The sequence below is a fragment of the Wolbachia endosymbiont (group B) of Episyrphus balteatus genome, from assembly GCF_947250575.1.
Taxonomy (GTDB): Bacteria; Pseudomonadota; Alphaproteobacteria; order Rickettsiales; family Anaplasmataceae; genus Wolbachia.
In genome coordinates this window covers 577,482-603,810 of the sequence record NZ_OX366325.1, presented here as the reverse complement: position 1 = coordinate 603,810, position 26,329 = coordinate 577,482, and the positions used below count along the sequence as shown (strand labels likewise).

Here is a 26,329-nt window from a genome sequence, read left to right as displayed (position 1 = left end):
TATGCATAGTTTAAATGAATGACATTACAACAATATCTTTCATCGTGAAAATGCTGCGTCCATTTCCATTTCCATTTCATATTATGGTAATATTACTGACAGCGTTAGTCTGGGCTATCGAAATGTGTTTTAATCAATACTTGATAAAAATTATTACAGTAAGAGAATCTTTACATAATGGCATGACATTACGTTAATGCTTTTGATCCACAATTAAGAACATTTTCGTTGTGATTTACGTTTCTAGTATGTATATTAATGAATCTTGTTTTCACTAAATAATGAAAATAATAATTGTCATGATAATGTTATTGTATAGTAACTATACAATGGCAAGCGAACGAATAAGTTTAGTAGATAAAAAATTATCTCAAGGATATGTAGCTCCAATACTCACAGAAAATAGCGTTATTTTACCAGACAAGCACGGTACCTTATATTCCTTTGATATCGATAACCCAAGAGTTATAAATTGGAAATTATACCTCTCAAGTAGGAAAAAAATTGGTAATATGAGTTTATCGAGCTACAAAGAAAATGTTTTCTTTGTAGTGGATAACATTCTACACACAATAGATGCGAAAACAGGGGAGATTCAATGGGAAAAAGAATTAAGAGCTCCGGCAAGAGGGAAAGCAATAGTAATAAACAATAAGTTGGTAGTATTGACTATTGATAACTATCTACATGTATTTGATATAAAAGATGGCAGCCCCATTTGGGCTTATCAAAATGGTATAAATGGGGTTCGAGGTTTATATTCCATCTCACCAGCAGTCTCTAATGATAAAATAATGGCACCATTTTCAAATGGCGAGTTAATAGCTTTTAATGAAGAAGGTAAAAAACTATGGAGCCAAAAATTAGCTACAAATCTTTTAGACACACAGCTTACAGATGTAACTACTACACCTAGAGTACACGATAATATCTTAATAGCTACGAGCAACTCTTATATTTATAGCATTGACGTAAACTCAGGAAATATTTTATGGTCAAGGCCACTACAAGTAAAAAGTATATCAAACATTGAGTCATATTATAGCCCTCTTATTCCTGCAGAGAAACAAAAAGAAGGCGGAAGAATTTTCATGGTGACTAAAGATAATAAGGTAATTGGCATCGACATACAAAGTGGAAAAACAGTTTGGACATCTGATTTTATAGAGAATGTGCAATTGTTTGTTCCAATTATGTATGCCCATACGCTTTGGGTAACAAGTAATAAAGGTTCAATATTTGCTTTTCCTGGATCTGAAAGTACAGGAAGGGTAATTAAAATACCCGGTAATGTGTTTCATGCTCCAGTATTTACCCATGGTAAGATGTATATAACGACTGAAGGAAATGGTGTTTATTCTTTAGAAAATAGGTTTGTTTTTTATGACTGATTATGATTTGATTATTATAGGTGGTGGTCCAGGTGGTTACAAATGCGCTATTGCTGCTGCAAAACTTGGACTCAAAGTTGCTTGTATAGACAAAAATAGCATTTTTGGTGGCACGTGTTTGCGAGTTGGGTGTATACCATCAAAAGCATTACTCCATTCCTCTTATCAGTATGCTAGCGCGAAAAATAATCTATCAAAACTTGGCATAAAAGTTAAGGATGTAAGTCTCGATTTGAGAGAAATGATAGGCTATAAAGACGCTAGAGTTCAGGAACTTGGAAAAGGCATAGAATATCTGTTTAACCTTTACAAAATTACTAAGATCAATGGACTTGGAAAAATTACTTCTTTTGATCAAGGCAACCTTGAAGTTTCAGTTGAAGGTAAGGTGCTGAAGACAAAAAATATAGTAATTGCAACCGGTTCTGACGTTATTTCTTTGCCAGGAATTAATATCGATGAGAAAAGTATTATTTCATCAACTGGTGCATTGTCTTTAACTGAAGTACCAAAAAAACTTGTCGTAATCGGAGCCGGGGCAATAGGGCTTGAAATGTCTTCTGTATGGAGGAGGCTAGGGTCTGAAGTCACTGTAGTAGAATTTTTTGACAGAATCGCTGCAGCAATGGATGGAGAATTAAGTAAGTCTCTACTTTCTAGTCTACAAAAACAAGGAATAAAATTTTTACTTAGCACTAAAGTTGAGGGAATAAAACAAAGTAGTAACTCTTTGAGTGTGAAAGTTTGCTCTGTAAAAGATAATCAAACAAATACTATAGAGGCGGATAAGGTATTGGTGGCAGCAGGACGCAAACCATGCTCTGAGGGTCTTGAAAAAATAGAAAAAGACAGTCGTGGCTTTATTAAAGTCAACAATAGTTATGAAACCAACGTAAAAGGAATATTTGCTATTGGTGATGTGATTGGTGGAGCAATGCTTGCTCACAAAGCTGAGGAAGAAGGGGTGGCAGTTGCAGAGATACTAGCAAGGCAATTGCCTCACGTTGATTATGAAATCATACCGTCAGTCATTTACACCCACCCTGCAGTTTCTTCAATCGGTAAAACTGAAGAAGAACTAAAAAGTGCTGGTCGAAAGTATAAAGTTGGTAAATGTCAATTTGCTGCAAACGGTAGAGCAAAAGTCACTGACGATGCTGAGGGATTCGTGAAAGTTCTGACTTGTAGCAAAGCAGATACAATACTCGGTGTACATATCATAGGAGCATACGCTGATACGCTAATCAATGAAGCAGCGGTTGCAATGGCATATGGTGCAGCAGCAGAGGATATATACAGAATTTGTCACTCTCATCCTGATATAAATGAAGCCTTTAGGGATGCGTGCATCGATGCTTTCTTTAAAAAGTAACTGTGGACCTCGGTTCAATCATTGAAAAATGGTATGATTGGCTAAAGTACAACAGGTCTTACTCACCAAACACTTTGGAGTCGTACATGAGGGACCTCAAAGATCTTATAAATTTCCTAAATACTCACATTGGTGAAGAAGTAAATGTTGGCTCTTTAGAAAAATTAAGCATACCTGAACTGAGAAGTTGGTTTACCTCTCGTTATGCAAGAGGTGTAAATGCGAGATCTAACACTCGCGCATTGTCAGTAATCAGAAATTTTTTCAAATATATAAAAAACAATTATGAAATAAATAATGAAGCGGTATTTTCTTTATCAAGGCCAATTCAGAGAAGAACTCTACCTAAAGCACTTTCAATATCTAACATAGAAACTCTATTGAAAGAAATGAAATTGCCTGATCTAGGCGAGCCTTGGGTGGTAAAAAGAGAAATTGCAATTGTCGTTCTGCTATATGGTACGGGCTTAAGAATCACTGAAGCACTGAATCTTAAGGTTAGTGATATTAGCAATGAAAGTTTAATAGTAACAGGTAAGGGAGATAAACAAAGGCAGGTATTTATTCTTCCAGTAGTAAAAAAGTGTATACAAAAATATATAAAAGCTTGTCCCCACTTTGACGAAGCGGGACATCTTTTTGTGGGGGTAAGAGGAAAAAAATTGGGAAGAACTTATGTTGCTAATCGTTTGCAAAAAATAAGAAGATTTTTAAACTTACCAGAAATTTTATCTCCACATGCATTTCGCCATAGTTTTGCTACTCATTTGCTTCAGGAAGATATTGACATAAGATCAATACAACAGCTGCTTGGCCACTCAAGCCTTGAAACTACTCAAGTTTACACTCACCTAAATTATCAAGATGTCTTCAATATGTATAAAAACTTTCAGAAGAGTTTGAATGAAAAATCGAAATCTTAACTTCGTCTTAAATCGATAATATTGCCGAACTGAGTGCTTGCAACATCATTCAGTACTATACTTGCTTTATATAAGCAATAGTGACCAGCAGAGAAGAAAGCAAAAACGTTTTGCAAAAGGTTATGAATGAAAGAGAATAGACAGCAGAATTTAAATTAGAAGCTATGTAAAGAAACAAGTCAAGCAAATAGCAAAAGATCTGGGACCGTACACCTAGGCACTCAATTTTAATTTTTCACTCAAAACCAAGTTTACGACATCAGGGCTGGCTTTTCCCTTAGTGGATTTCATAACTTCGCCAACAAAGAATCCGTATAATCTTGTTTTACCGCTTTTATATTCTTGAACTTTATCTTGGTTGTTATTGACGATTGTGTCGATAATTTCCGATATTTGATCTCTATCGGTTATTTGCTTTAGGTCCTGCTCTTCTATAATTAAAGATGCAGGTTTGCCAGTTTCAAACATACTATCGAATACTTGTTTGCCAAGTTTAGCAGAGATTGTTCCATCAACGATAAAATCTAAGAGTTCTGACAAAGCATTTGCTTTAATTGGGGAGCTAACAATATCAATATTTGCTTTGTTTAAACGACCGAAAAGCTCGACGGTTAACCAGGTAACTGCAATCTTTGAATCATGCTTTTTTGCTAATTTTTCAAAATAATCGGCAATTTCTTTATCAGAAGTGATAACGTCTGCATCATATTCATTGATACCTAATTCCTCTATGTATCGAAGTTTTTTTTGATCTGGCAACTCGGGTAAAGATGATTTAATAGAATCAATTTTGTCTTGGCTTATTTCAACAGGTAGCAAATCAGGTTCAGGGAAATATCTATAGTCACTTGAATCTTCTTTGCTTCTCATCACTTTTGTTTTTCCTAAAGTGACATCAAACAATAAGGTATCTTGACTTATTTCTCCTCCGCTTTCCAAAATTTTGATCTGCCTTTGTGCTTCATAATCTATAGCTTGTACAATATAACGTATTGAATTTAAGTTTTTTATTTCACAACGAGTGCCAAATGTGCTACTGCCCTTTGGGCGAACAGAAACATTTGCATCACAGCGAAGTGACCCCTTTTCCATATCACCATCACATGAACCGATGTAACGCAAAATCTGCCTCAATTTTTTCATGAATTCTGCAGCTTCTGCAGATGAACGAAGATCTGGCTCTGAAACAATTTCCATTAAAGCAACACCTGCACGATTTAAATCTATGTAAGTTTTGCTTTCTTCATGAATACTCTTTCCTGCATCTTGCTCTAAGTGAATTCTTGCGATTCTTATTTCTTTTTCATTATTTTTGATAAAAACTTTGCCATTTTTAACTATTGGCTCAAAGAACTGGGTTATTTGATAACCTTGTGGTAAATCGGGATAAAAATAATTTTTCCGGTCAAAGTAAGAGCATTTATTAATTTCTGCAGAAATTGCAAGTCCGGTGCATATTGCTTGCTCTATGCAGAAATAATTTAATATTGGCAATGTACCTGGCATTGCTGCATCAACTAGAGAAACTTGAGTATTGTGCTCAGTGCCAAATTCCGTTAGTGAACTAGAAAATAGCTTTGTCTTAGAAGAAACCTGAGCGTGTACCTCAAGTCCAATTACTGTCTCCCAGTTTTCTTTTGTCATGTATTTTATTCAATTAATAACTTTATATTCTGCAAACTAGCACAAAAAGTCAAATAAAACTCATTTAACCTATGATCCAAGAGCGGTGTATATCAATAATATAAGAGTTACTACAGTTTCTATTGACTAGGCTGTTATATAATAAAGTTAAGTGCTGCCAAAAAATATCTATAGTAGGCCAAAACATAATTTTGATGGCAACTGATTAGCTAACAAATTTATAAACATCAGTATATAGTTCATCAATGCCTGGCTCTTTACTATTTTTAGCAAAATCTTCTGACTTTTTTACTAAATCTCGTATTTCCTTATCAATAGCTTTGCATTCTTCATCAGAAGCGATTTTATTGTCTGTTATATACTGCTTTAGGGTGCTTATAGGATCATGATTTTGCTTCATATCTTCAACTTCTTCTTTTGAGCGATAAGTAGCAGGATCTGACATTGAATGTCCACGATATCGATATGTCTTCATTTCAAGCAAGATAGGTCCTTTTCCCCCACGTACGTGCTCAGCTATTTCACTTGTTAACTCATAGACAGAGAAAAAATCCATTCCATCAACTTGTTTTCCAGGAATACCAAAACTCTCTCCTCTTTTATATAGTTCAGTTACTAAAGTTGATCTTTGTACAGAAGTTCCCATTGCGTATTCGTTATTTTCTATGATATAAACCACAGGTAACTTCCACAAAGATGCCATATTAAATGATTCATATACTTGTCCTTGATTTGCAGCACCGTCACCAAAATATGTGAATACAACGTTATCTTTTTTCTTGTATTTATTAGCAAATGCTATTCCTGTGCCAATTGGGACTTGTGCACCTACTATTCCATGTCCACCAAAGAAATTTTTTTCAACATCAAATATGTGCATGGAGCCACCTTTGCCTTTTGAACACCCTGTTTCTTTGCCGGTTAGTTCTGCCATCACAACATTCGGATCAGAATTACATGCAAGCATTAAGCCATGGTCTCTATAGCTTGTGATAAAAGCATCACCAGATTTTGATGCAGCTTGAGTCCCAACTGCAACTGCTTCTTGCCCTATTGATAAGTGACAGAATCCGCCTATTAATCCCATTCCGTATAATTGTCCTGCTTTTTCCTCAAATCTGCGTATGAGAAGCATTTTTCTGTAGAATCCAATCACCTGTTCTTTAGTGAAATTTTCTGCTTTCATATTGACTTTCTTTTATTAAATTGAGATCATACCAGAAATTTTTAACATTTTATAATACTATCTATATGGACTACTATCACTGGTTTGAAGCTTTTCACGTTATCTCTGTAATTATGTGGGTGGCAGGTATGCTCTATTTGCCAAGGCTTTATGTTTACCATGCATCTGTAAAACCAGGGTCAGAAAATGACAGCTTACTTCAAATAATGGAGAAGAGACTCCTTAGATATATCATAAACCCTGCAATGCTTTTCTCCCTTAGTTTTGGAATTATGCTAATGATTATTAGGGAACCATATCACGAAGGGTGGTTTCATGTAAAAGCGCTAGCATTATTCTTAATGTTTGCTATTCATTTCCTACTTGCAAAGCATAGGAAAAATTTTGTAGTGGGCTTGAATAAGAAAACTCACGTTTATTTTCGTGTTTTAAACGAAGCAGTAACAGTGTTAATAATAATTATAGTTATTATGGTTATTGTAAAACCTTTTTGATTTTCTAGCCTAATGCTGAACCATTCAATAGAGTATAAGAATTGTTACTAAATAGTTTATTCTGATGTTCCATAGTCTAAGTAGAGTACTTAAGATATAGATTCTTTGTTTTTGTGTGTTATCCTGATTAACAAGAATTCGCAGTAGTATTATAATGAGTAAGTTAAAAAAGCTTAGTGCTGGACTTTCTTTGACAGGCCTGATTGGTAGTGATGATATAGATATGCAAAGGGCAGGAAATAGAAAGAAGAAATATCAATTTTTGGATAAGACGTTCGCATGGATTGATGCGATGATAAATTTTATTTTTAAACGTGAGAGTAATAACGCAAATGAAGTCCTAAAAGTCACATGGGGACCACTATTTTTTGGTTTAGTGGTGATATTCATCTTTTTTGGAATAGGTGGTATTTGGTCGGCTATAGCTCCAATTGACGGAGCAGTGCATGCAAGTGGAGAAGTTATTGTCTCTTCAAATAGAAAAATAGTGCAACACTTGGGTGGGGGAATAATAAGCAAAATTTTAGTAAAAGAAGGTCAAACAGTTAAAAAAGATGAGCCTTTAGTTTTATTAAGTGATGTTAACGAAAAGGCAAATTTGAGTATAATTAAAGAAAAACTCTTATCACTTTTGGCAACTGAAGCAAGACTTATTGCAATTAGGGGAGACTTAGATACGCTAGAATTTTCTGATGAGGTTAAAAGATTATCTAACGATGAACTTGTAAATAAAGCGATAAAGAATCAGGTAAAGTTGTTCAACTCTCAGAGAAAGAGTATATTAGGAAAAACTGACATACTGCAACAACGTATAAAGCAGTTAAATGATGAATTAGCAGGGCTAAATTTTCAACTAAATGCAGCCCATAAGCAATATGACTTGATAACTGAGGAGTTAGAAACAAAAAGACAATTACTTGATAGTGGCCATATAAGCAAACCACACATTTTAGCTTTAGAAAAACAGTTTGCTGAAATTGAGGGTAGAGTTGGACATTACCGTTCTGCAATATCTCAAGTACAGCAAAAGATTGGAGAAAATGAGTTAGAGATTATAAATGTGAAGAATGATGCTCAAGAAAGAGCAAATGCTGAGCTTAAGGAAGTCAATACATCTATTGCAGACTTAAAAGAGAGGCTGATGGTTGCTGAAGATTCGTTAGCACGTACAATAATTAAATCACCTCAAGATGGTATAGTTACAGATATAAGATACCACACTGAAGGTGGTGTTATACAATCTGGAGTTCCAATCATGAGTATAGTACCATCAGATGATGATCTAATAATAGATGCTAAAGTTCTAACCAGAAACATAGAAGAGATACTGTCAGCAAAAAAGAAAGATAGCAATATAGTCTCTATCGACGGACTAGAAGGGCTAAAAGTTAAAGTAAGGCTGAGCGCTTATAGTGCACGTCGCTTAAGTTTAATTAACGGTATAGTAAACCATATTTCCCCTGATGCTCTTGATGATCCAAGGATGGGGCGTTATTATTCAGTGCGAGTGGTGATACCAAAATCAGAACTTGCTCAATTTAAAAACGTATACCTATATCCTGGTATGCCAGCAGAAGTATATATAGTTACTCAATCCCGCACTCTTTTATCGTTCTTGTTTACACCTATAATTGCAACATTCGATAGATCTTTCATAGAGAGATAATTTATTTTGCTTTTCTAAAAAATTTGTTTACAGAGTTTGATATGCAAAAAAATTTACACACAAGTAGTGTATTATTTTATAATTATTTTCTATAATATGTAAATCTTTGATTTAAGATGCAAATGCTAACGTAAACATTAAAGGTTAATTAGTAAACTCAGCTGTATAATAGAATTAAAGGAATTAGTAAGATTTTTACCTTAATGAATTATAAATAGGCAAACTTACCTAAAGTTTAATAGTGTCTGTTACTGCTTTTAGGTGTGAGGCTAGAGGGTTATTAGCAATAACAGACACTATTAAACTTATTATAGAACTTCCTTAAAGTAAATACTTAACTTAAAATATTATAATATTTTAAGTTAAAATAGATTCATGTAAATGCTTTTTCCTCAAGTTAGTATCGTATTAGTATATTTATTAAATGCTAAAAAAACATTAATCATCATTTACTTTTGATTCAATATTTAGCAAAACACTTTTGTACATTCTATAATCTCTGTTTGCATAGTAAGTGTATATATATTATTATACAGTTAGTTTTACAGCAAAAAATATGGTGAAGTTATTTGCATTATTGATAATGTTTTACTCAAACATATCAATTGCTTCTGCTCCTACTTCTTGGCAATTTGGATTTCCTGCGCCTGCAACTGAGATAATGGAGGCTGTAGTTAAGTCACATTCGTTTGTGATGAGTGTAATGATTGCAATTATGCTTTTTGTATGGGCCCTGCTTGCTTATGTAGTATTTCGCTTTCGTAAGAGCAAAGTGAAAAATGTCAGTAAAATAACTCATAATATCTTTGTAGAAATTATCTGGTTTGTTATACCAACGATTATTGTTGGGGTATTGGCTTTTAAAAATGCTGAATTAATTAAACTACAGGAGAAAGTGCCAAAAGCTGACATAACACTAAAAGTTATTGGTCATCAATGGTATTGGAGTTACCAGTACCCAGAATATCAAAGTATTTCATTTGACAGCTATATAAAAGGAAAAGAAGACTTTACCGAAAGAGATTTAAAACTATTCTCTGTTGATAATAACGTTATTTTACCTATCAATACTAATATTCGTTTACAAGTGACAGCAGGAGATGTAATACATAGCTGGGGAATACCGGCTTTTGGTATAAAAATTGATGCAATACCAGGTAGGCTGAATGAAGCATGGTTTAACGTTACAAAGCCCGGTATTTATTATGGGCAATGTTATGAACTATGTGGTCAAGGTCATGGATTTATGCCAATTGTTGTTGAAGCAGTGAGTAAAGAAGATTTTAATAAGTGGATTGAAGATAAAAAATTAGTAAGTTAAGTTTGGAGTATAGATATGAGTGATGTACCAAAAGGTATAAGACGTTGGCTGTTTTCTACTAATCACAAAGATATAGGGACACTATACATTATTTTTTCCATATTAGCTGGAATTATTGGTGGATTATTATCGGTAATTATTCGTACTCAGCTAATGCACATTAATATACTTAACAATAATTACCAGCTATATAACGTAATGATTACAGGGCATGCGGTAATAATGGTGTTTTTTATGATAATGCCAGCCTTAATGGGAGGATTTGGTAATTGGTTCGTACCTCTCATGATTGGTGCACCAGATATGGCATTTCCTCGTATGAATAATTTAAGTTTTTGGTTGTTAGTTTCATCTTTTATTTTGCTTATCCTCTCGGTATTTGCTGGCGAAGGTCCTGGAACAGGATGGACTTTATACCCACCTTTGTCGCAAATTATGTCCCACCCAAGTGCAGGAGTTGATCTTGCTATACTTGCACTTCATATTGCTGGTATGTCATCAATTGTTGGGGCGATCAACTTTATAGTTACCATATTCAATATGCGTGCAAAAGGTATGTCACTAACTAAGATACCACTATTTGTTTGGTCTATTTTACTCACGTCATTTATGTTAATTGTTGCCTTACCGGTACTTGCTGGTGCTATAACTATGCTGCTCACTGATCGTAATATAGGTACCTCCTTTTTTGATCCTGCTGGTGGTGGTGATCCTGTGTTATTTCAACATCTGTTTTGGTTTTTTGGTCATCCAGAAGTTTACATAATTATTTTTCCTGCATTTGGTATCATCAGTCAGATTGTGTCAACTTTTTCTCATAGGCCAGTATTTGGTTATATGGGAATGGTTTATGCCATGATAGGAATAGCAACGTTTGGCTTCATGGTTTGGGCTCACCATATGTTTACTGTTGGGCTTAGCGAGGATGCTGCTATATTTTTTAGCACTAGCACAATTTTCATTGGTGTTATAACTGGTGTAAAAGTCTTTAGTTGGATTGCAACTATGTGGGGTGGAGCGATTGAATTGAAGACACCAATGCTGTTTGCATTAGGTTTTATTTTCATGTTTGTTGGAGGTGGTATAACCGGAATAATTCTTTCTCACGGTGGAATAGATAAGCTTTTGCACGATACCTATTATGTCGTTGCTCACTTTCACTATGTCATGTCGCTTGCTGCATTATTTGGAGCTTTCGCCGGTTTTTATTATTGGATAGGCAAAATGTCAGGTAAGCAATATAACGAGTGTTTAGGAAAGATACACTTTTGGCTCACTTTTATTAGCACCAATGTCACTTTCTTACCCCAGCATTTCCTGGGATTAGCAGGTATGCCAAGGCGTATACCTGATTATCCCGACGCGTTTATCCCTTGGAATTATATATCCTCAATTGGCTCATATATGTCCTTTCTTTCAGTTATGTTTTTTGTATTTATAGTTATACATCTCTTTAAGTGGGGCAAAAAAACTGGAGATAATCCTTGGGAAGGTGACACTTTAGAATGGACGGTATCTTCACCACCGCCTTTTCATACTTTTGAAAAACCACCAGTGATAAAATAGAATGTACACAAGTGTTTTGCTAAATGTTGAATCAACAATACTGGATTTTTGGCATTTGCTGAAGCCAAGGATAATGTACCTTGTAGTGTTTACTGCAATTGCTGGAATGGTTGCTGCACCAGGTAGCATTCATCCTTTCCTTGCACTAATATCTCTTATGTGCATTGCTCTTGGTTCAGGATCTGCAGGTGCAATAAATATGTGGTATGACAGAGATATAGACTTGCTTATGGAGAGAACAAAAAACCGCCCTATACCTTCAGGTAGAGTTTCTGCAGAAAGCGCGCTTGAATTTGGCATAACTCTTGGAATATTGTCAGTATTTATCATGGCAATAGCAGTGAACTATGTTTCTGCTGCTTTGCTTGCAATTAGCATATTATTTTATGTTTTTGTGTATACAATTTGGCTCAAAAGGCGTACTCCGCAGAATATTGTTATTGGTGGTGCAGCAGGTGCTTTTCCTCCAATGATTGGCTGGGCGGTTGTAACTGACTCTGTAAGCTGGGAAAGTTGTATTCTATTTTTAATAATTTTTATGTGGACTCCACCACATTTTTGGGCTCTATCCTTAAATAGATCTGAAGATTATACAAAAGCATCGATTCCAATGTTCAATATCGTTTATGGTCCAGAAAAAACGAGGAAATATATATTAATCTATAGCGTGTTACTCGTATTAACTAGCTTACTTCCAGCACTATTTTTGAAAAAGGCTCTATTTTACCTCAGTATGGCAATTATTGAAGGGTGTGTTTTTATTTGGTTTGCTGCATCCGTTATAAGGCTTAAGAGTCATAGCTCGCAGAAAAAAATGTTTTCTTATTCGATTTCTTATCTATTTTCTCTGTTTGCCAGCGTTATTTACTGCTCTATTGATTTGTTTTAACCATGAAAGAACATAAAAACTATCTTTTACTTTCTCTTCTAATAATGCTCGTTGTAGCACTTTTTTTTATTTCCATAATAAAATTTAAAGGTGCGGCTTAAATTGCCTCTATATCTATAAAAATTGTGATTTTATAGAAGCAACGATATACTTTATTAATTCACTACAGTTAAAGATGAAGAAAAAGGAAGTGACAATATACACAGATGGAGCATGCTCTGGTAACCCAGGGACAGGAGGGTGGGCAGCAATCATATTATTTCAAAATCATAGAAAGAACATCTGTGGTAGAGAAGAAAATACTACAAATAATAAAATGGAGTTAACAGCAGTGATCAATGGACTGAAGGTATTAAAATTTCCTTGTAATATCAGTTTGTATACGGATAGCCTCTATATTAAATACGGTATAACAGAATGGATAAATAAGTGGAAAATGAACGGCTGGAAGACAAGTAATAAGAAGTCAGTAAAAAATATAGAATTATGGAAAGAATTAGACGATGTTGCTTTGCAACATGAGATTAACTGGAAGTGGGTGAAAGCGCATAATGGTGATAAATACAATGAAGAAGCCGACAGCTTAGCAAGAAAAGCAATAATCGATGCTTAAAAAAATAGCTCTATCATTTTCTATAATTTTATTATTTATATTCTGCTTCTTTATCCCTTTTAAAGGGGAAGGTCCTTTAGAAATCAATATTAGTTATATTAATTTTTATATAAAGAAAAAAATATTAAAGATATTTACCAATTCGGATGTCAGCATGGAGAGTACCTCGGTTATTTGGCAGAAAGATGGCAAGCTAGTCATTACAGATTTAAAAATAACAAATCCTGACTTTACCATAGAAGTTCCTGAGCTTTTCGTACACTTTAAGTTAAGTTCCAAAAAGTTCTCTCAGGTTTTAGCTGGTAATGTACACATATATATCAAGAAGGAAGAGACCAGAGGAATAACAACATCTGTAATGACAGATAAGATGAGTAGTACAAAAAATCTGCTGAAGACAATAAGAAAAATTTTTTTCTACTTAAATGCAGACTCAAGGATTGAAATTACTAACATTGCTGTCAATAAAAGCACGGAAGGTGAATTCTTCATTGATAAAGTATATGTAGGAAAGGAGGAAAATTTTAATGTTTTGGATATTCGTGTTCATACAAAAGATAAAAAGGGGATTCTAGATGATTTATCTATTATGATAAAAAATCGCAATAATTTGTTAAATTTGTATGGAACATTTTATAACCTAAAGTTGGGGCTATTTAACGAGTTTTCCACACTAGTTAAAAGTTACAATTTGGACAAAGAAATAGGGTTCAAAGGGAACTTCTCAATGAGAATTAATGGAAAGGATGAAGTTATGGATGGAAACATATACGTGTTAAATACAGAGAGTCACTCAGGTAAAAACTTAGCCTTGACTAATGTAAATGTAAATTTGACATATAGTGATGAAATCATTAGCGTAAAAAACTTTCATTTTAAGTTAAATGATACTTACCTTTCTTTGATTGGCAAAATGAACTTTGGCACAAATCATGCTTTGCTTAGAGTTAATATTAGTAAACTTGTTGCAAAAGATTTATGTACTTATGTACCAGATGGTCTAGTGAACAATGAATTTAGAAAGTGGTATTGTAATAATATTGATGGGAATATTATAAATACAATTATAAGTTTTAACGGTAAAATCGATAGTTTAATAAATGATGATCTGTCAGGTATTGTAATCGTTGCTGATATAGAAAATGGCAGCGTTCAATTTGATGAGGATTTTGAACGAGTGGAGAAGTTGAACGGTGAGTTAACTCTCAAGGATAACAATCTCAAAATTATTGTAAATAGAGCTAAGTTTCAGAATTTTACTATCAATAGTGGTCATATTGAAATGAACTCTCTCAATAAAGAAGATTCTGTTCTTACCATTAATGGTCAGGCTGTAAGTGATGCTTATGGGTTATATGAGCCTATAAGATTTAAGCTGGATGATGTGGTAAAACTTGAAAGAGATAAAGTAGGTGGAATAGCAAAGTCTGTATTCAATTTTCGCATTTTTAATCTAAACTCTAGTGATAAAAAAGTAGATTTTTCGGCCAAATTTCATTCTGAAATTGATAATTTGGTGGTGTATAATGGAAGTTTTGGTAAGTATGATATTAAGCTCGATTTTGGGAGTGACTTTATAGAGTTAAATGGCAGTGGTATGGTGAATAATACACAGCTTCTATTTGACCTCAAAAGTAGCAATAAAAATGAAAATTTTGCCTGGAGTTTGACTGGAGATTTACCTGCTCAAATACTTAATTTCGGTGATGGTTATATCAATGCAAATATAGAGTCAGTAATGTATCAAGACAAAACAGGGTACGTTAATGGTAATATAGATTTATCAGAGCTCGAGTTGCGTTCAAGCTACTTAGGGTGGAAAAACCATTTTGAAGATCACAATGAAGTTTTATTTTCTACAAGGCTAAAAGGAGCAGGTAAGTTGCTAATAGACAAACTAGACGTTGTAGGAAATGATCTAGACATAAAATTCAGCGGAAGAGTAGAAAATGGAAATCTATATTTAAATTCTAGCAACTTTAAATTACCTGATAATAATTTTAGTATAGAAATTGAATCAGGTAAGGAGAAAAATGCCATAACTATTCACGGTGAGAAAATCAACTTAAGTGATGTGTTAGGTTTACTTGGCAAAGATAGTAATCGATTAAATAACAAAATAGAAGTTACTATGAATGTTGATAATATAATTATGAAAGAAGGAATTATCATAAAAGATGCTAAGCTAAATGTAACTTGTGCTAAAGGTGATTGTAGTGGAAGTCAATTCACAGGACAGTTTTTAGAAGATAACAGTAATATACTAGTAGAACATAGTGAAATAGGGCTTGAAATATATTCGGATAATTCAGGTATGCTTTTGCGTTCTTTAGGTATTGGTAAATCAGTTAAAAATGGCAAATTATCTCTTTATCTATCTTCTAAGAGAGAAAATGGAGAACATTATGGTATGTTATCTATCAGCAATTTCTATATCAAAGATGCTCCACTGCTTACCACTTTATTATCAATGTCTTCACTGCCTGGTATTGTAAATGCTATAAAGAACGAAGGTGTACATTTTTATAAGTGTAATGCACCTTTTTCATATAAAGATGGCACTGTTGAAATTGAAGAATCTTGGCTTGAAGGAGCGGAACTAGGCATTAGCACTAGTGGTACGCTCGATATTAAGGGTTATAAATTCCAGGTTGAAGGACAAGTAATACCGGCATACTCAATTAACAAATCTTTGTTGAAAATCCCTATAATCGGAAAACTTCTGACTGGTGGGAAGAGTAGGGGGATTATTTCAATAGACTACAAAGCAAATGGTGATGATAAAAACAACAACGTATCTGTTAATCCTATCTCTTCGCTAACCCCAAGCTTACTTAAGAGGTTATTAGGAGTATTTGATCGTATTATGACAAAAACTAATAAAAGCATTTTAAAAGGTAGTTTGAAGAAGAAATTTAGCTCAATATGACCAGAAGAAAAGTTGTTTATTGATGTTTAGTTAGATGGTAAACGTTAGATACAACAAACAGAGGAAGTTAGATAAAATAATTAAGGGAACAAGAATATAAAGGTTTAACTTGAAGTAACCGGATAAAATCTGAGTCACACTTCCAAGTGCTGGTACCCACGAAAGCAATGCAACTGCACAAATCAGTAGGTGCCTTACAATTTTTGGTGTTTTGTCTTCATTCTCTAATTTGTGATGTGATCTTCTGATAAAAATTGTTATTCTACCTAAATACCAGTTAGCTATTCCACCAAGACTGGATCCTAATACTCCAAAAAGTAATATAAGTAGTTGATCGTAGTTTGACCTAAAGCATAACATAGTGTAAAGTACAAAACCTTGATGTATGGGTAAGATAAGCGATGATACTAGGCTATCTATAAACAATAGGAGATAATTTTCCATACCAAGTTGTTGTACCATCTTCGTTGTCAGAAATTGTAACCCCCATTTGTTTCAATTGCTCTCTTATTTTGTCTGCAGTATCATAATCTTTATTTTGTTTTGCTACTTTTCTTAAGTCTATCAACCTTTCTATTTCTTGATGACTCACACCACTTGCAAACCACTCTTGATAACTTGACTCAAGAATACCAATGAACCTTGCGCTTTTAACAAACTTCTTAGTTAATTTGAGCCTCTCACATTCATTACTTGTCTTATTGATTTCTGTAGCCATTTCATGCAATATGGCTACAGCTTCAGGAATGTTTAAATCGTTTTTCAAAGCCTCTATAAAATCTTTAGAGACTTCTGCATCACTTTCCTCAATACATGTACTACGTAATAACCGATAAAACTTGTTTAAAGTTTCTTGCGACTCAGAGATAACATTTTCTGTCCAATCAAGTGGTTTTCTGTAGTGAGTTTTAAGCAGCGCATAACGTATTACTTCACCCTTTATTCCACTATCTAACAAATCCCTTACTTTGACTATATTAAATAAGGATTTGCTCATTTTCTCTTCATTTACCGTAAGAAACCCGTTGTGTACCCAATATTTTGCAAACGTTGACTCAGCAAATGCAGATTTACTCTGTGCAATTTCATTCTCATGATGAGGAAATTGCAAGTCTATACCCCCACCGTGAATGTCAAAATCTTTGCCAAGGTAAGCATATGACATTGCTGAACATTCTATATGCCACCCTGGTCTTCCCTCTCCCCATGGACTATTCCAGTGACTTGAAAGTTTATAGTCAGTTTCGTTTGCAGGTTTCCAAAGTACGAAGTCTCCTGGGTGTTTTTTATTTTCACCAACTTCAACTCTACTACCGTAGTTTAATTCATCAATTTTTTTTCCTGATAAAACGCCGTATTCAGGGTAAGATTCTACACTAAAATATACATGTTTATTGGATTCATAAGCATGACCAGCTTGCAGCAAAGACTCAATTAACTTGATAATGTTATCTATGTTTTCCGTTGCTTTTGGTTCATATGTTGGTTCTGCACAATTTATGCTTTCCATGTCTTCATGAAAAGTTTTAGTGTAATATTTGCTAATGCTTTCTATATTACTATTTTTCTCATTTGCTGCATTGATTATCTTGTCATCGATGTCGGTTATATTACGCACATAAGTAACTTTTCCATAACAAAATTTAAGCAGTCGAAATAATACATCGTAAACAACAATAGAACGTGCATTACCTATATGTGCTGTATCATATACTGTTGGCCCACAAACGTACATTTTTATATGATCTTTATCGATTGGTGTAAAGGGCTCTTTTTTTTTTGTTAAAGTGTTGTAAAGCTTAACCATATACAAAGCTTTTTAGAAAAGAAAATGCTCCAAATATAAGCTGTGGTCCTTTAACTATTACGACAAGAGTAAGTAATAACCCACACAATGATACTAATACTCCCATTATAGAGAGAAATCCATCTTTGCTCATGATACCCAGTGAAATGAGAGTTGTACCAATTGCAGGAATGAAGTTAGTTAAAGGAAGTGGGATTGCTATCGATAATGCACAAAGCAGCATTATAAATGCTAAAATATTTTCACCAGGACCACGAAAAATGAAAGACATTCTTGGTTTCATGAACTTTTCTATTTTTTTTAATGTAGGTGAAGTTTTCTCTACCACGAGAGCTAGTGTTGAACGTTGAAAAGATTTCCTTTCTAGCCAATTAGGCATCCAAGGGGAATCAAACCCAAATAGAAGCTGCAGTGAAAATAAGATTAAAGGTATAGAAAGAATGGTTGTATAGCCAGGTGGAACAGGTATAGGTACTGATAGCGGTAAAGAGAAGATGATTATTAAAATACCAAAACCGCGCTCATGTAAAGCTGTTTTAATATCAAATAATGTTACTTTATCATTATCGTTATTATTAGTATCTGCAACCTCTTTTAGAATATCAGAGGCCAATTTTTTATCTTCAGTCAATTTCACACTTTTTTCCACAGTTACCCTTTAATAACAATATAACTTCTAACTAACATAGTTATTGCTATATTTCAATATCGATTATTCATTTCATGCTGTACTTCATTCTTTTATTAAAGTGTTGTAAAGCTTTTAAGTTATAAGGCTTTTAAGAAGAGAAAGTGTTCCGGCTATAAGTTTTGGTCCTTTAACTATTACAATAAGGGTAACCAATAACGCACAGAATGAAACTAACACTCCTAACGTAGATAAAAATCCATCTTTACCCATAATGCCGAGTGAAATAAGAGTTATACCAATTGCAGGAAGGAAGTGAGTAAAAGGTAATGGAAGAGCTATTATTATTGCACAAAGCAACATCATAAAAGCTAGAATCTTTTCACCCGGACCAAGAAAAATAAAAGACATTCTTGGTTTCATGAACTTTTCTATTTTTTTTAATATAGGTGAAGTTTTCTCTACCACGAGAGCTAGTGTTGAACGTTGAAAAGATTTCCTTTCTAGCCAATTAGGCATCCAAGGAGAACCAAACCCAAATAGAAGCTGCAGTGAAAATAAGATTAAAGGTATAGAAAGAATGGTTGTATAGCCAGGTGGAACAGGTATAGGTACTGATAGCGGTAAAGAGAAGATGATTATTAAAATACCAAAACCGCGCTCATGTAAAGCTGTTTTGATGTCGAACAATGTTACTTTATCACTATCGTTGTTATTGGTATCTGCAACCTCTTTTAGAATATCAGAGGCCAATTTTTTATCTTCAGTCAATTTCTCACTTTCTTCCACGATTAACCTTTAATAACATTCTAACTAACATAATTATTACTGTACTTCAATCATACCTCTTCAATTCTTTAGCCTTGTTTAAACAAATGACACGCACTTTAGTGCGTGTCACGAAACATAAGGAAGCTAACGATCTGGTTCATTAGATGATAGTTTCTCTGAATCCTTAAGTTCTTGTTTAAGGTTTTTAATGCCTTTGCCTAAATCACCCATAACTTGTGGTAACCTACCTGCACCAAACAGAACTAAGATTATTATTAAGACTAGAAACAGCTGCCATGGACCTAAACTCATTTGTACCTCCGTTGAAAATATTAACTTTTAGGTATTAAAACTTGACTGAAGCCAAGTGATACATAAATTATATCACTTTTATTGAATTATAAATCAAGAGTTTTTAATTATCTTATAATAGTTTTAGCCTAACATTAAGTTTAGTTTAGCTGTAGAGTAAAAGGAAGCTCACTAAAAAATTTTGCTAACGTATCATCTTTAGGTCTGTGGTATATGTAGCTAGGAACTCCTGATTGAATAATTTTACCATTTTTCATCACGTAAATAAAATCTGCAACTTTCAACGCTTCTTGCGGATCATGAGTTACCATGAGTACAGGAATATTTTTGCTTCTAAAAAGTGACAATATATGGTGCCTTATTCGATATTTGAGCAGTATATCTAAATTAGAAAATGGTTCATCGAGCAAAACAACATCAGGATTTTGCGCCATTACTCTTGCTATTGCAACTAATTGTTGCTGTCCTCCTGATAAAGCATGAGGGTACATGTTTTCATATTTTTCTATATTAAATAGCTTTAAGATTTCCAATGCAGTAAGGTATTTTTCTTTCTTAGAAGTACTGCAAATAGCAAAAGTTATATTTTCTATTACTGTTTTATGAGGAAATAATGCAGAATGCTGAAAAATCAATCCGATATTTCTACGCTCTATAGCAATTGACACTTTGTTACTTGCAACTAATTTATCATTTATAACAATGGTTCCAGATTTTGGATTTTCTATTCCTGCGATTAATTTTAGAATTGTTGACTTGCCACAGCCAGAATGACCTAGTAAACAGGCAACACTTCCTTTCTTCACTTGAATGTTGATGTTGCTTAAAGCAAAGCCATCTTGATTACTATAAAAGTAACTAATATTGTTAACTAGCATTAATCTTTCAATTGGAATCGTATTATTAAATATAACAGTATTACATTCAAGAAATACAGAAATATTTTTTATTATTGTGAATTAATTGTACAGGGTGCCTAGAAAAATGCGAGACTTTTTGCTATAATTTTGCATAAATAGCAGAAGACATGGGACTATAGCTCAGTAGGATAGAGCGTTGGATTCCTAATCCGAAGGCCGTGCGTTCGAATCGCACTAGTCCCACTTAATTTTGATAAAGTGGTTTAACAATCAAGAAATTATAATTGGTTTGAAAAGTGATTCTAGGAGCTAGATTGCATGGTTTCTCAAACTTGAATTTACAGGTTCAACCTTATTTTCTCTCATTTCGCTGTAACTTGGAAGTGTAAAATTTTTTACATGTAATCCAGTTACCATTACAACTAAAATAGCTAGGACACTGCAAACTAATGCACCAGCTAAAGATGGAACCGTCACAGCAGCAGCAACAAACAATCCTGCAATAACAACTCCAACAACATCACTCCTTAATGAGGCGTAAAAACTCTCCTTACTTTTTTTGTATTTAGTTTCTTTTTCATTTGGTGGAGAAAATTGAGCCTCTACAAAGCCGTTAGCTTTCTTATCATTATTTGGTGTGACAGTTGGGCCAGTCCTTGTTGATACAGGTGCTTCATTTTTGTTATTATTACCATTAGTACTAACTGGAGGCGCTGTTGCCGTAGGTTTATTACTAATATTTTTGTTAGGTTCTGTTCTATTTTCTTCTACGCTTGGCGTAGTAACAACCTGGTCAGTCCCTGTTACTACAGGTGTTTCATCCTTGTTTACTGCTGATGCGCGTGTTTCTTGATCGTTCTGTATTAGCACTGTCGCTGCTACAGAATTATTTTCTGCAATAGCAGTGCAGAATGCATCATCCTTTAACTGTTGATATAATCTGTACAATTCACTTTCAGGATCTAGTTTTGATTGCTCTGCATTAACACTTTGCAGTAACGTGCTCAGAATCTCAGCATTGTCATCATCAGTGTAAGAGACAACAAAGCATAATATAGATTTTTCTCCTTCAATTTTGCTAACGTAATACCTTCCTTCTTGACCGATTGCATTGATGATGGTCATTCCATTTTGTAAGAGAAATTTTATAACGTTCAAATTTTGATCTTTAATTGCATATTCTAGTACAGCATTTTTTTCACATTTGCTCTGAAGATTAATTCCCTTCCTTTTTAACCTTTTTTGCAAATCTTCAAAACTAGTAACTGTGCTATCCTGTTTTGTAACCCTATCTATATCAAGACACAGATTCCTAATGTCATCATTATTTAGCGTGAGACCAGTGCTTGTATTACTGACATTGGACTCCGCTCCATCAGGTGTGTTTTGCTTCTTGTTTATTGCTGATCTAAGCAGTGCAATTATTACACAGCTTGAGAGATATTTATTGTGATCAGAATTGCTGAAATCGACTTTAAATTCAGAATCTATTTTAAGTTCTTTTCTAAGTGATAATTTTTTCTCTTCAATTATTCCTAAAAGATTTCTTATGCCATCTTCTGGTATACCTGTCATATACTTTAAAAGTAACTTAACTTTTGGTAGGTCGCCATCTACAGAGGCATTACTCAAAGCCTGAACTTTCTCTTCTCCAGTAAATCTTTTGTTATTCAAGAGTACCTTCATAATGTCAGTGTCCTCATTGCAAGTAGCTGTGTTGAGAGCCTCCAGTATTTTCGTATGATCTATGTAATCTAAAAATATCTCAAACTCTTGAACTTTACCTTCATTAACGGCGGTCAACAAAGCATTCGATTTTCTTTCTTGATCAAATTTATCGCTATCCAAAAATATCTTTATAACGTTAGGTTTTTCACCTGACACAGCGTAATCTAATACAGTTTTAGAAGTAGTATCTCCAATATCAATTTTAATATTTGACTTTGCGAGCAATTCAACAATTTTTAGAAATGTATCATAATCATTTAAAATACTGCTTGTCCCTGAGTGGAGAATATCCATAAACAAATCACAAATCTTTGCATCTGTTGGCCCACTTTGTTTTAGCTTCTCACCAAATTCCTGAGCAGCTATATTAGGATTATCAGTTACAAATTTCTTTACATCTTCATAAGTTAAATTACCGATCATATTCAAATCTTACTATTATTGCTATACGCTTATTATATCAACTTTTTCATTATTCCGTCAAGTAATCTTGCAGTATCAAATGGCATGATATATATTGATTTATGATTCTCGAGCAAATGATAGAAGATTTAGCCTATAAGTTAGTGAAAGTAACCGAAGCTGCAGCACTTGCTGCATATAAATTGGCAGGCCTTGGTAATGAAAAAAAGGCCGATCAGGTTGCAGTTGATGCAATGCGTACGGTGCTAAACTCAATGGAAATAAATGGTACAATTGTGATTGGGGAAGGGGAGAGGGACGAAGCACCGATGCTATATATCGGAGAAAAAGTTGGCACAGGAAGTGGCCCTGAGATTGACATCGCTGTTGATCCACTTGAAGGCACTACGATTTGCGCTCATTATAAACAAGGGGCAATGTCTGTTCTTGCTGCAACAAAAAAAGGTAATTTTTTACATGCACCTGATGTTTATATGGAAAAGATAGCAGTGGGAAAAAATCTCCCAGAGGGTGTAGTCTCACTAAAAAATAGGATTGAGAAGAATCTGGACAATTTAGCCAAGGCAAAAGGATGTAAAGCAAGTGATCTTATAGTAACTGTACTTAAACGTGAAAGACATGATGAATTAATAGCAAAAATTAGGAAGCTAGGAGCAAAAGTGAAATTAATAGATGATGGTGATGTTGCAGCCATAGTTTCGCTAATAAATGGCAATCACGATATGTATATCGGCACAGGAGGAGCTCCAGAAGGAGTGCTTGCAGCAGCAGCGCTAAGCTCAATCGGTGGGCAGATAGAAGGAAGATTAATATTTGACACGGATCAATTAAAAGAAAGAGCAAAAAATTTGAATATCACTGACCCAGAAAAAATCTACACCGTGAAAGACATGGCAAGAAGTGAATCAGTGTTCATTGCAACTGGAGTAACAAATGGAGAGTTTGTGGATGGAGTAAAGTTTGGCCAAGATATTTGTCTGACTAATTCATTAATAATATTGCCTGGTAAAGTAATAAAAATACAAACAAAATCAATATCTTAAACATTTGTTATATGCTAATTATAAAATTTTATAGAAGGAAGACTTATAATTGTCTTAAAAAAATGAATTTACATATTAATTTTAGCTTTACAACATTTGGCATTAAGTTATAGTTAGATAGTAATACTAAGAGGTGCTTAATGTTTAGTTCACTAACTAATTTTTTTACTAATACGTCTAAAAAGAAAAGTTCTCAATCTGAAGAAAATAATCATTCTTTCTCTAACAGCACAGAAAGTTTATTAGTCCAATCTACTAAAAAAAATCCTCAACTTGATGATCAAAGTAGAACTGACGTGTCTCCTCAAACAAATCTTCAATTTAGTGAGGATGATGTAAAAAACGTGCTCCAAGACTTCGAAAAATTGGATTTTAAGAACAGTAATGAGTGTTTTAACGAAATAGCAGAAGATTATGAAAGGAGGAAAAAAAGTGACCTTTTTAACTACGTAATATTGAATAAGCGAAAATACATAACAGATATATTAGATCAGAGGCTTGCCCACAAAGATCAAGAAAATTTTAGGAAGAAATTTAGTGAATATCTTCTTAAAATAAATGAGAAAATGAATTATGGGAAAGAATTTCAAAATAAACTTCAATTTTTTGAAGATAGGGTAGAAGAAGTATTATCAGATTTTAGAAAATTGAATTTTGGCCTTAAGGATAATTTGTGTAAAGATGATAAGGATAACGTAAATTATAATAAAGGCTGGCCTGCAGATCCATTTGACAAAATAGCGAATTATTATCGATGGAATAAGAACATTTTCCTTTTTAATTATGTAGTATTAAGTAAGCAAAAAGAAATAATAAGTATATTGAATGAAAAGTCTATTCCTGAAGACAAGAGAAAGAATTTTAAAAAGAGGTTGGGTAGATATCTTCTTCGAGTCGAAGAAGGGATGAGTAACGGACAGGAATTTCTCAAAACTGATAGTGCAGTTGCCTTTTTTGATGGATGTTATGTGCCATGCGCATATGCAAAACGTTCTCTTAATCATTATGATCATCTTAGTATTAATATTTCTAAGCCTGGGTGTAGCTTAGAAATCAGCCGTCTTTTCACTGACAAAATTGAAGGGATGGAAAGAAATAAAAATGAGGTAAAGATAGTAGAAATATACAGTAACGATAAAAGAATAGCAACGGTTGAGAAGAATGATAATGGAAAAAGAAATTACCGCTTTGCAAAAGATGCAACATGCGATATGAAAATTAGGTGGAGTGCAGAAGATGGGAAAGGTAATTCTGTTAACTGCTTTATTAGTTTAAATGTAAATCTTAGTGAAATTGAGATTGGTCAGGCAACTATTAATGGTAAAGATGTTGAACTAGACGAAATTTTGAAATTAGCTGAGCAAAGCGAAGATGTGCTTGTAGAAGGTAAAGCTTTACATGAATTTTTAGAAGAATGTCTGGAGAACGTATTATGTGAGGAAGAGAAGAATATACAACCACAGGGAAAAGAAGTTGTTACAACACCTAGCTCCATTCTCCATGGCGCGTGGAACTAGATAAGATCAGCGAAGAGGAAGCCATAAAGAAAGGCTCGATTCCCTGGTTCTTTGGGAGTTAGATGTATACTACACATTGAACCTAAAGTGCATTATATCACCATCTTGCACTATATAGTCTCTGCCTTCGAAGCGAATTTTCCCTGCATCTTTGCAAGCTAATTCGCTTCCATATTTTATATAGTCTTCAAAGCTTATGGTTTCTGCTTTTATAAAGCCCTTTTCAAAATCAGTGTGAATTACACCTGCTGCTTTGTCAGCTGTTGATCCTATCTTTATTGGCCATGCACGTGCTTCTTTGGGGCCCACAGTAAAAAAAGTTATCATACTTAGCACTTCATACATAATACGTGCTACTCCATCAAGTCCTGATTCTTGTAAGCCAAATTCTAATAAAAAATTCTGTTTTTCCTCTTCACTATCAAGATTTGCAATATCTGCTTCAAGTTTCGCTGAAATACAATAAAATTTGCTTTTGTTTTCTTCCGCCATTTTTTCCACCCTTTTAGATAGTTCATTACCAGTTATGATATTCGTATCTTCAACATTGCATACATACATAACAGGCTTTGTTGTTAGCAATTGAAGCAACTTCATCTCATCTTCATCGATATTCTCCAAGCTTCTTGCCGGTTTACCTAATTTTAAAGTAGCTAATACCTCTTGCATTAATTCAAGTTGTCTCTTTAGCTCTTTATCACCTTGCTTTGCTTTCTTTTCCAATTGAGGAAGCCTTTTTTCTATGCTATCAATATCAGCTAGAATTAACTCCATTTCCACTATTTCAGCATCTGATATTGGATCTATTTTACTGTTTACATGGCTGATATCGTCATCCGTAAAGCACCTGAGCAGATGAACAATGGCATCAACTTCTCTGATATGACTCAAAAATTTATTTCCTAGTCCTTCACCCTTGCTCGCACCCTTAACCAAGCCGGCAATATCGACAACTTCCAGTTGATTGTAGATTATTTTCCCTGAGTGAGCAATCGAGGCAATTTGTTTCAAACGCTGATCTCGTATTGGCACTTTGCCAACATTTGGCTCGATTGTGCAAAAAGGATAATTTGCAGCTTCAGCTGCACTTGACTCTGTAAGTGCATTAAATAAAGTTGATTTTCCTATATTTGGTAACCCAACTATACCACAGTTAAAGCTCATATTTGCTATTTAAAGCCTTAATTATTGCATAATTAAAAAATTTTTGCTATACCTAATTAGTTACTTATTAATAAGTTAGTTA

The 26,329-nt window shown here is 33.9% G+C and carries 23 protein-coding genes and 1 tRNA gene; 14 read left to right on the top strand and 10 right to left on the bottom strand.

Going from position 1 to position 26,329, the window contains the following annotated elements:
* The first annotated feature begins 14 nt into the window (after nt 1-14).
* From OOL05_RS02940 to OOL05_RS02925, 4 genes are all read left to right on the top strand, one after another.
* Nucleotides 15-197, top strand: a complete 183-nt coding sequence (locus OOL05_RS02940) for a hypothetical protein (protein WP_264730736.1) — start codon at nt 15-17, stop codon at nt 195-197.
* Nucleotides 198-281: 84 nt separating this feature from the next.
* On the top strand, nt 282-1,391 hold the full coding sequence (locus OOL05_RS02935; RefSeq protein ID WP_264730734.1) for an outer membrane protein assembly factor BamB family protein: 1,110 nt from the start codon (nt 282-284) through the stop codon (nt 1,389-1,391).
* Nucleotides 1,384-2,763 carry a dihydrolipoyl dehydrogenase gene (lpdA, locus tag OOL05_RS02930; RefSeq protein ID WP_010401379.1) on the top strand — a complete coding sequence of 460 codons (1,380 nt, stop codon included), beginning with the start codon at nt 1,384-1,386 and terminating at the stop codon, nt 2,761-2,763. The genes OOL05_RS02935 and lpdA overlap by 8 nt, the downstream gene beginning before the upstream one ends.
* Before the next feature lie 2 nt (nt 2,764-2,765).
* Nucleotides 2,766-3,686 (top strand): tyrosine recombinase XerC, encoded by a 921-nt coding sequence (locus tag OOL05_RS02925; RefSeq protein ID WP_264730732.1) that lies wholly within the window; start codon nt 2,766-2,768, stop codon nt 3,684-3,686.
* 213 nt (nt 3,687-3,899) lie between these two features.
* On the opposite strand, the gene gatB is transcribed toward OOL05_RS02925, so the two are convergent.
* A complete protein-coding gene (gene gatB, locus OOL05_RS02920; protein WP_264730730.1) occupies nt 3,900-5,330 on the bottom strand; it encodes an Asp-tRNA(Asn)/Glu-tRNA(Gln) amidotransferase subunit GatB in 1,431 nt (476 codons plus the stop codon).
* A 205-nt stretch (nt 5,331-5,535) separates the two neighbouring features.
* Complete coding sequence (gene pdhA, locus OOL05_RS02915; protein ID WP_108784629.1) at nt 5,536-6,516, bottom strand: pyruvate dehydrogenase (acetyl-transferring) E1 component subunit alpha; 981 nt, start codon at nt 6,514-6,516, stop codon at nt 5,536-5,538.
* Nucleotides 6,517-6,581: 65 nt separating this feature from the next.
* On the opposite strand from pdhA, the gene hemJ reads away from it, so the two are divergent.
* The 7 genes from hemJ to OOL05_RS02880 all read left to right on the top strand — a co-directional run bounded on the left by hemJ (nt 6,582) and on the right by OOL05_RS02880 (nt 15,994).
* A complete protein-coding gene (gene hemJ / locus OOL05_RS02910) occupies nt 6,582-7,010 on the top strand; it encodes a protoporphyrinogen oxidase HemJ (protein ID WP_264704404.1) in 429 nt (142 codons plus the stop codon).
* Between the two features lie 154 nt (nt 7,011-7,164).
* Nucleotides 7,165-8,676 (top strand): HlyD family type I secretion periplasmic adaptor subunit, encoded by a 1,512-nt coding sequence (locus tag OOL05_RS02905; RefSeq protein ID WP_264730728.1) that lies wholly within the window; start codon nt 7,165-7,167, stop codon nt 8,674-8,676.
* 556 nt (nt 8,677-9,232) lie between these two features.
* On the top strand, nt 9,233-9,997 hold the full coding sequence (gene coxB, locus OOL05_RS02900; protein WP_264730726.1) for a cytochrome c oxidase subunit II: 765 nt from the start codon (nt 9,233-9,235) through the stop codon (nt 9,995-9,997).
* Nucleotides 9,998-10,012: 15 nt separating this feature from the next.
* Entirely contained in the window at nt 10,013-11,563 is a 1,551-nt protein-coding gene (gene ctaD, locus OOL05_RS02895) for a cytochrome c oxidase subunit I (RefSeq protein ID WP_139686463.1), read from the top strand.
* A gap of 1 nt (nt 11,564) precedes the next feature.
* Nucleotides 11,565-12,452, top strand: coding sequence for a heme o synthase (locus tag OOL05_RS02890; RefSeq protein WP_010401351.1), 888 nt, complete (start codon nt 11,565-11,567; stop codon nt 12,450-12,452).
* A gap of 175 nt (nt 12,453-12,627) precedes the next feature.
* Complete coding sequence (rnhA, locus tag OOL05_RS02885; protein WP_010401349.1) at nt 12,628-13,065, top strand: ribonuclease HI; 438 nt, start codon at nt 12,628-12,630, stop codon at nt 13,063-13,065.
* Nucleotides 13,058-15,994 carry a DUF3971 domain-containing protein gene (locus OOL05_RS02880; RefSeq protein ID WP_264730722.1) on the top strand — a complete coding sequence of 979 codons (2,937 nt, stop codon included), beginning with the start codon at nt 13,058-13,060 and terminating at the stop codon, nt 15,992-15,994. Before rnhA ends, OOL05_RS02880 begins: the two co-directional genes overlap by 8 nt.
* A 30-nt stretch (nt 15,995-16,024) precedes the next feature.
* Here OOL05_RS02880 and OOL05_RS06785 read toward each other — a convergent pair whose 3' ends face one another.
* The 6 genes from OOL05_RS06785 to OOL05_RS02855 form a co-directional block, all read right to left on the bottom strand.
* Nucleotides 16,025-16,438 (bottom strand): YqaA family protein, encoded by a 414-nt coding sequence (locus OOL05_RS06785; RefSeq protein WP_012481730.1) that lies wholly within the window; start codon nt 16,436-16,438, stop codon nt 16,025-16,027.
* Complete coding sequence (gene cysS / locus OOL05_RS02875; RefSeq protein ID WP_064085935.1) at nt 16,407-17,801, bottom strand: cysteine--tRNA ligase; 1,395 nt, start codon at nt 17,799-17,801, stop codon at nt 16,407-16,409. The genes OOL05_RS06785 and cysS overlap by 32 nt, the downstream gene beginning before the upstream one ends.
* Nucleotides 17,794-18,450 carry an exopolysaccharide biosynthesis protein gene (locus tag OOL05_RS02870; RefSeq protein ID WP_007302767.1) on the bottom strand — a complete coding sequence of 219 codons (657 nt, stop codon included), beginning with the start codon at nt 18,448-18,450 and terminating at the stop codon, nt 17,794-17,796. The genes cysS and OOL05_RS02870 overlap by 8 nt, the downstream gene beginning before the upstream one ends.
* 114 nt (nt 18,451-18,564) lie before the next feature.
* Nucleotides 18,565-19,218, bottom strand: coding sequence for an exopolysaccharide biosynthesis protein (locus OOL05_RS02865; RefSeq protein ID WP_264375604.1), 654 nt, complete (start codon nt 19,216-19,218; stop codon nt 18,565-18,567).
* Between the two features lie 126 nt (nt 19,219-19,344).
* Nucleotides 19,345-19,512: a twin-arginine translocase TatA gene (tatA, locus tag OOL05_RS02860; protein WP_006013840.1), complete on the bottom strand. Its 168-nt coding sequence runs from the start codon at nt 19,510-19,512 to the stop codon at nt 19,345-19,347.
* Nucleotides 19,513-19,652: 140 nt separating this feature from the next.
* Entirely contained in the window at nt 19,653-20,390 is a 738-nt protein-coding gene (locus tag OOL05_RS02855) for an ABC transporter ATP-binding protein (RefSeq protein ID WP_007302769.1), read from the bottom strand.
* A 151-nt stretch (nt 20,391-20,541) separates the two neighbouring features.
* On the opposite strand from OOL05_RS02855, the gene OOL05_RS02850 reads away from it, so the two are divergent.
* Nucleotides 20,542-20,615, top strand: a tRNA-Arg gene (locus OOL05_RS02850).
* A 66-nt stretch (nt 20,616-20,681) separates the two neighbouring features.
* Here the strand turns inward: OOL05_RS02850 and OOL05_RS02845 are convergent.
* Nucleotides 20,682-22,523, bottom strand: coding sequence for an ankyrin repeat domain-containing protein (locus OOL05_RS02845; RefSeq protein ID WP_264730720.1), 1,842 nt, complete (start codon nt 22,521-22,523; stop codon nt 20,682-20,684).
* A 119-nt stretch (nt 22,524-22,642) separates the two neighbouring features.
* Here OOL05_RS02845 and glpX point away from each other — a divergent pair, with 119 nt between their 5' ends.
* A complete protein-coding gene (glpX, locus tag OOL05_RS02840; protein ID WP_007302771.1) occupies nt 22,643-23,566 on the top strand; it encodes a class II fructose-bisphosphatase in 924 nt (307 codons plus the stop codon).
* Nucleotides 23,567-23,706: 140 nt separating this feature from the next.
* A complete protein-coding gene (locus OOL05_RS02835) occupies nt 23,707-25,083 on the top strand; it encodes a hypothetical protein (RefSeq protein ID WP_264730718.1) in 1,377 nt (458 codons plus the stop codon).
* 69 nt (nt 25,084-25,152) lie between these two features.
* On the opposite strand, the gene ychF is transcribed toward OOL05_RS02835, so the two are convergent.
* Nucleotides 25,153-26,247 carry a redox-regulated ATPase YchF gene (gene ychF, locus OOL05_RS02830; RefSeq protein WP_264730715.1) on the bottom strand — a complete coding sequence of 365 codons (1,095 nt, stop codon included), beginning with the start codon at nt 26,245-26,247 and terminating at the stop codon, nt 25,153-25,155.
* Between the last annotated feature and the right edge of the window lie 82 nt (nt 26,248-26,329).

What these genes read in the sequence shown, in the direction of transcription:
- OOL05_RS02940 (WP_264730736.1), top strand. Translation starts at nt 15, where the DNA reads ATGAATGACATTACAACAATATCTTTCATCGTGAAAATGCTGCGTCCA.
- OOL05_RS02935 (WP_264730734.1), top strand. Translation starts at nt 282, where the DNA reads ATGAAAATAATAATTGTCATGATAATGTTATTGTATAGTAACTATACA.
- lpdA (WP_010401379.1), top strand. Translation starts at nt 1,384, where the DNA reads ATGACTGATTATGATTTGATTATTATAGGTGGTGGTCCAGGTGGTTAC.
- gatB (WP_264730730.1), bottom strand. Translation starts at nt 5,330, where the DNA reads ATGACAAAAGAAAACTGGGAGACAGTAATTGGACTTGAGGTACACGCT.
- pdhA (WP_108784629.1), bottom strand. Translation starts at nt 6,516, where the DNA reads ATGAAAGCAGAAAATTTCACTAAAGAACAGGTGATTGGATTCTACAGA.
- hemJ (WP_264704404.1), top strand. Translation starts at nt 6,582, where the DNA reads ATGGACTACTATCACTGGTTTGAAGCTTTTCACGTTATCTCTGTAATT.
- OOL05_RS02905 (WP_264730728.1), top strand. Translation starts at nt 7,165, where the DNA reads ATGAGTAAGTTAAAAAAGCTTAGTGCTGGACTTTCTTTGACAGGCCTG.
- coxB (WP_264730726.1), top strand. Translation starts at nt 9,233, where the DNA reads ATGGTGAAGTTATTTGCATTATTGATAATGTTTTACTCAAACATATCA.
- ctaD (WP_139686463.1), top strand. Translation starts at nt 10,013, where the DNA reads ATGAGTGATGTACCAAAAGGTATAAGACGTTGGCTGTTTTCTACTAAT.
- OOL05_RS02890 (WP_010401351.1), top strand. Translation starts at nt 11,565, where the DNA reads ATGTACACAAGTGTTTTGCTAAATGTTGAATCAACAATACTGGATTTT.
- rnhA (WP_010401349.1), top strand. Translation starts at nt 12,628, where the DNA reads ATGAAGAAAAAGGAAGTGACAATATACACAGATGGAGCATGCTCTGGT.
- OOL05_RS02880 (WP_264730722.1), top strand. Translation starts at nt 13,058, where the DNA reads ATGCTTAAAAAAATAGCTCTATCATTTTCTATAATTTTATTATTTATA.
- OOL05_RS06785 (WP_012481730.1), bottom strand. Translation starts at nt 16,438, where the DNA reads ATGGAAAATTATCTCCTATTGTTTATAGATAGCCTAGTATCATCGCTT.
- cysS (WP_064085935.1), bottom strand. Translation starts at nt 17,801, where the DNA reads ATGGTTAAGCTTTACAACACTTTAACAAAAAAAAAAGAGCCCTTTACA.
- tatA (WP_006013840.1), bottom strand. Translation starts at nt 19,512, where the DNA reads ATGAGTTTAGGTCCATGGCAGCTGTTTCTAGTCTTAATAATAATCTTA.
- OOL05_RS02855 (WP_007302769.1), bottom strand. Translation starts at nt 20,390, where the DNA reads ATGCTAGTTAACAATATTAGTTACTTTTATAGTAATCAAGATGGCTTT.
- OOL05_RS02845 (WP_264730720.1), bottom strand. Translation starts at nt 22,523, where the DNA reads ATGATCGGTAATTTAACTTATGAAGATGTAAAGAAATTTGTAACTGAT.
- OOL05_RS02835 (WP_264730718.1), top strand. Translation starts at nt 23,707, where the DNA reads ATGTTTAGTTCACTAACTAATTTTTTTACTAATACGTCTAAAAAGAAA.
- ychF (WP_264730715.1), bottom strand. Translation starts at nt 26,247, where the DNA reads ATGAGCTTTAACTGTGGTATAGTTGGGTTACCAAATATAGGAAAATCA.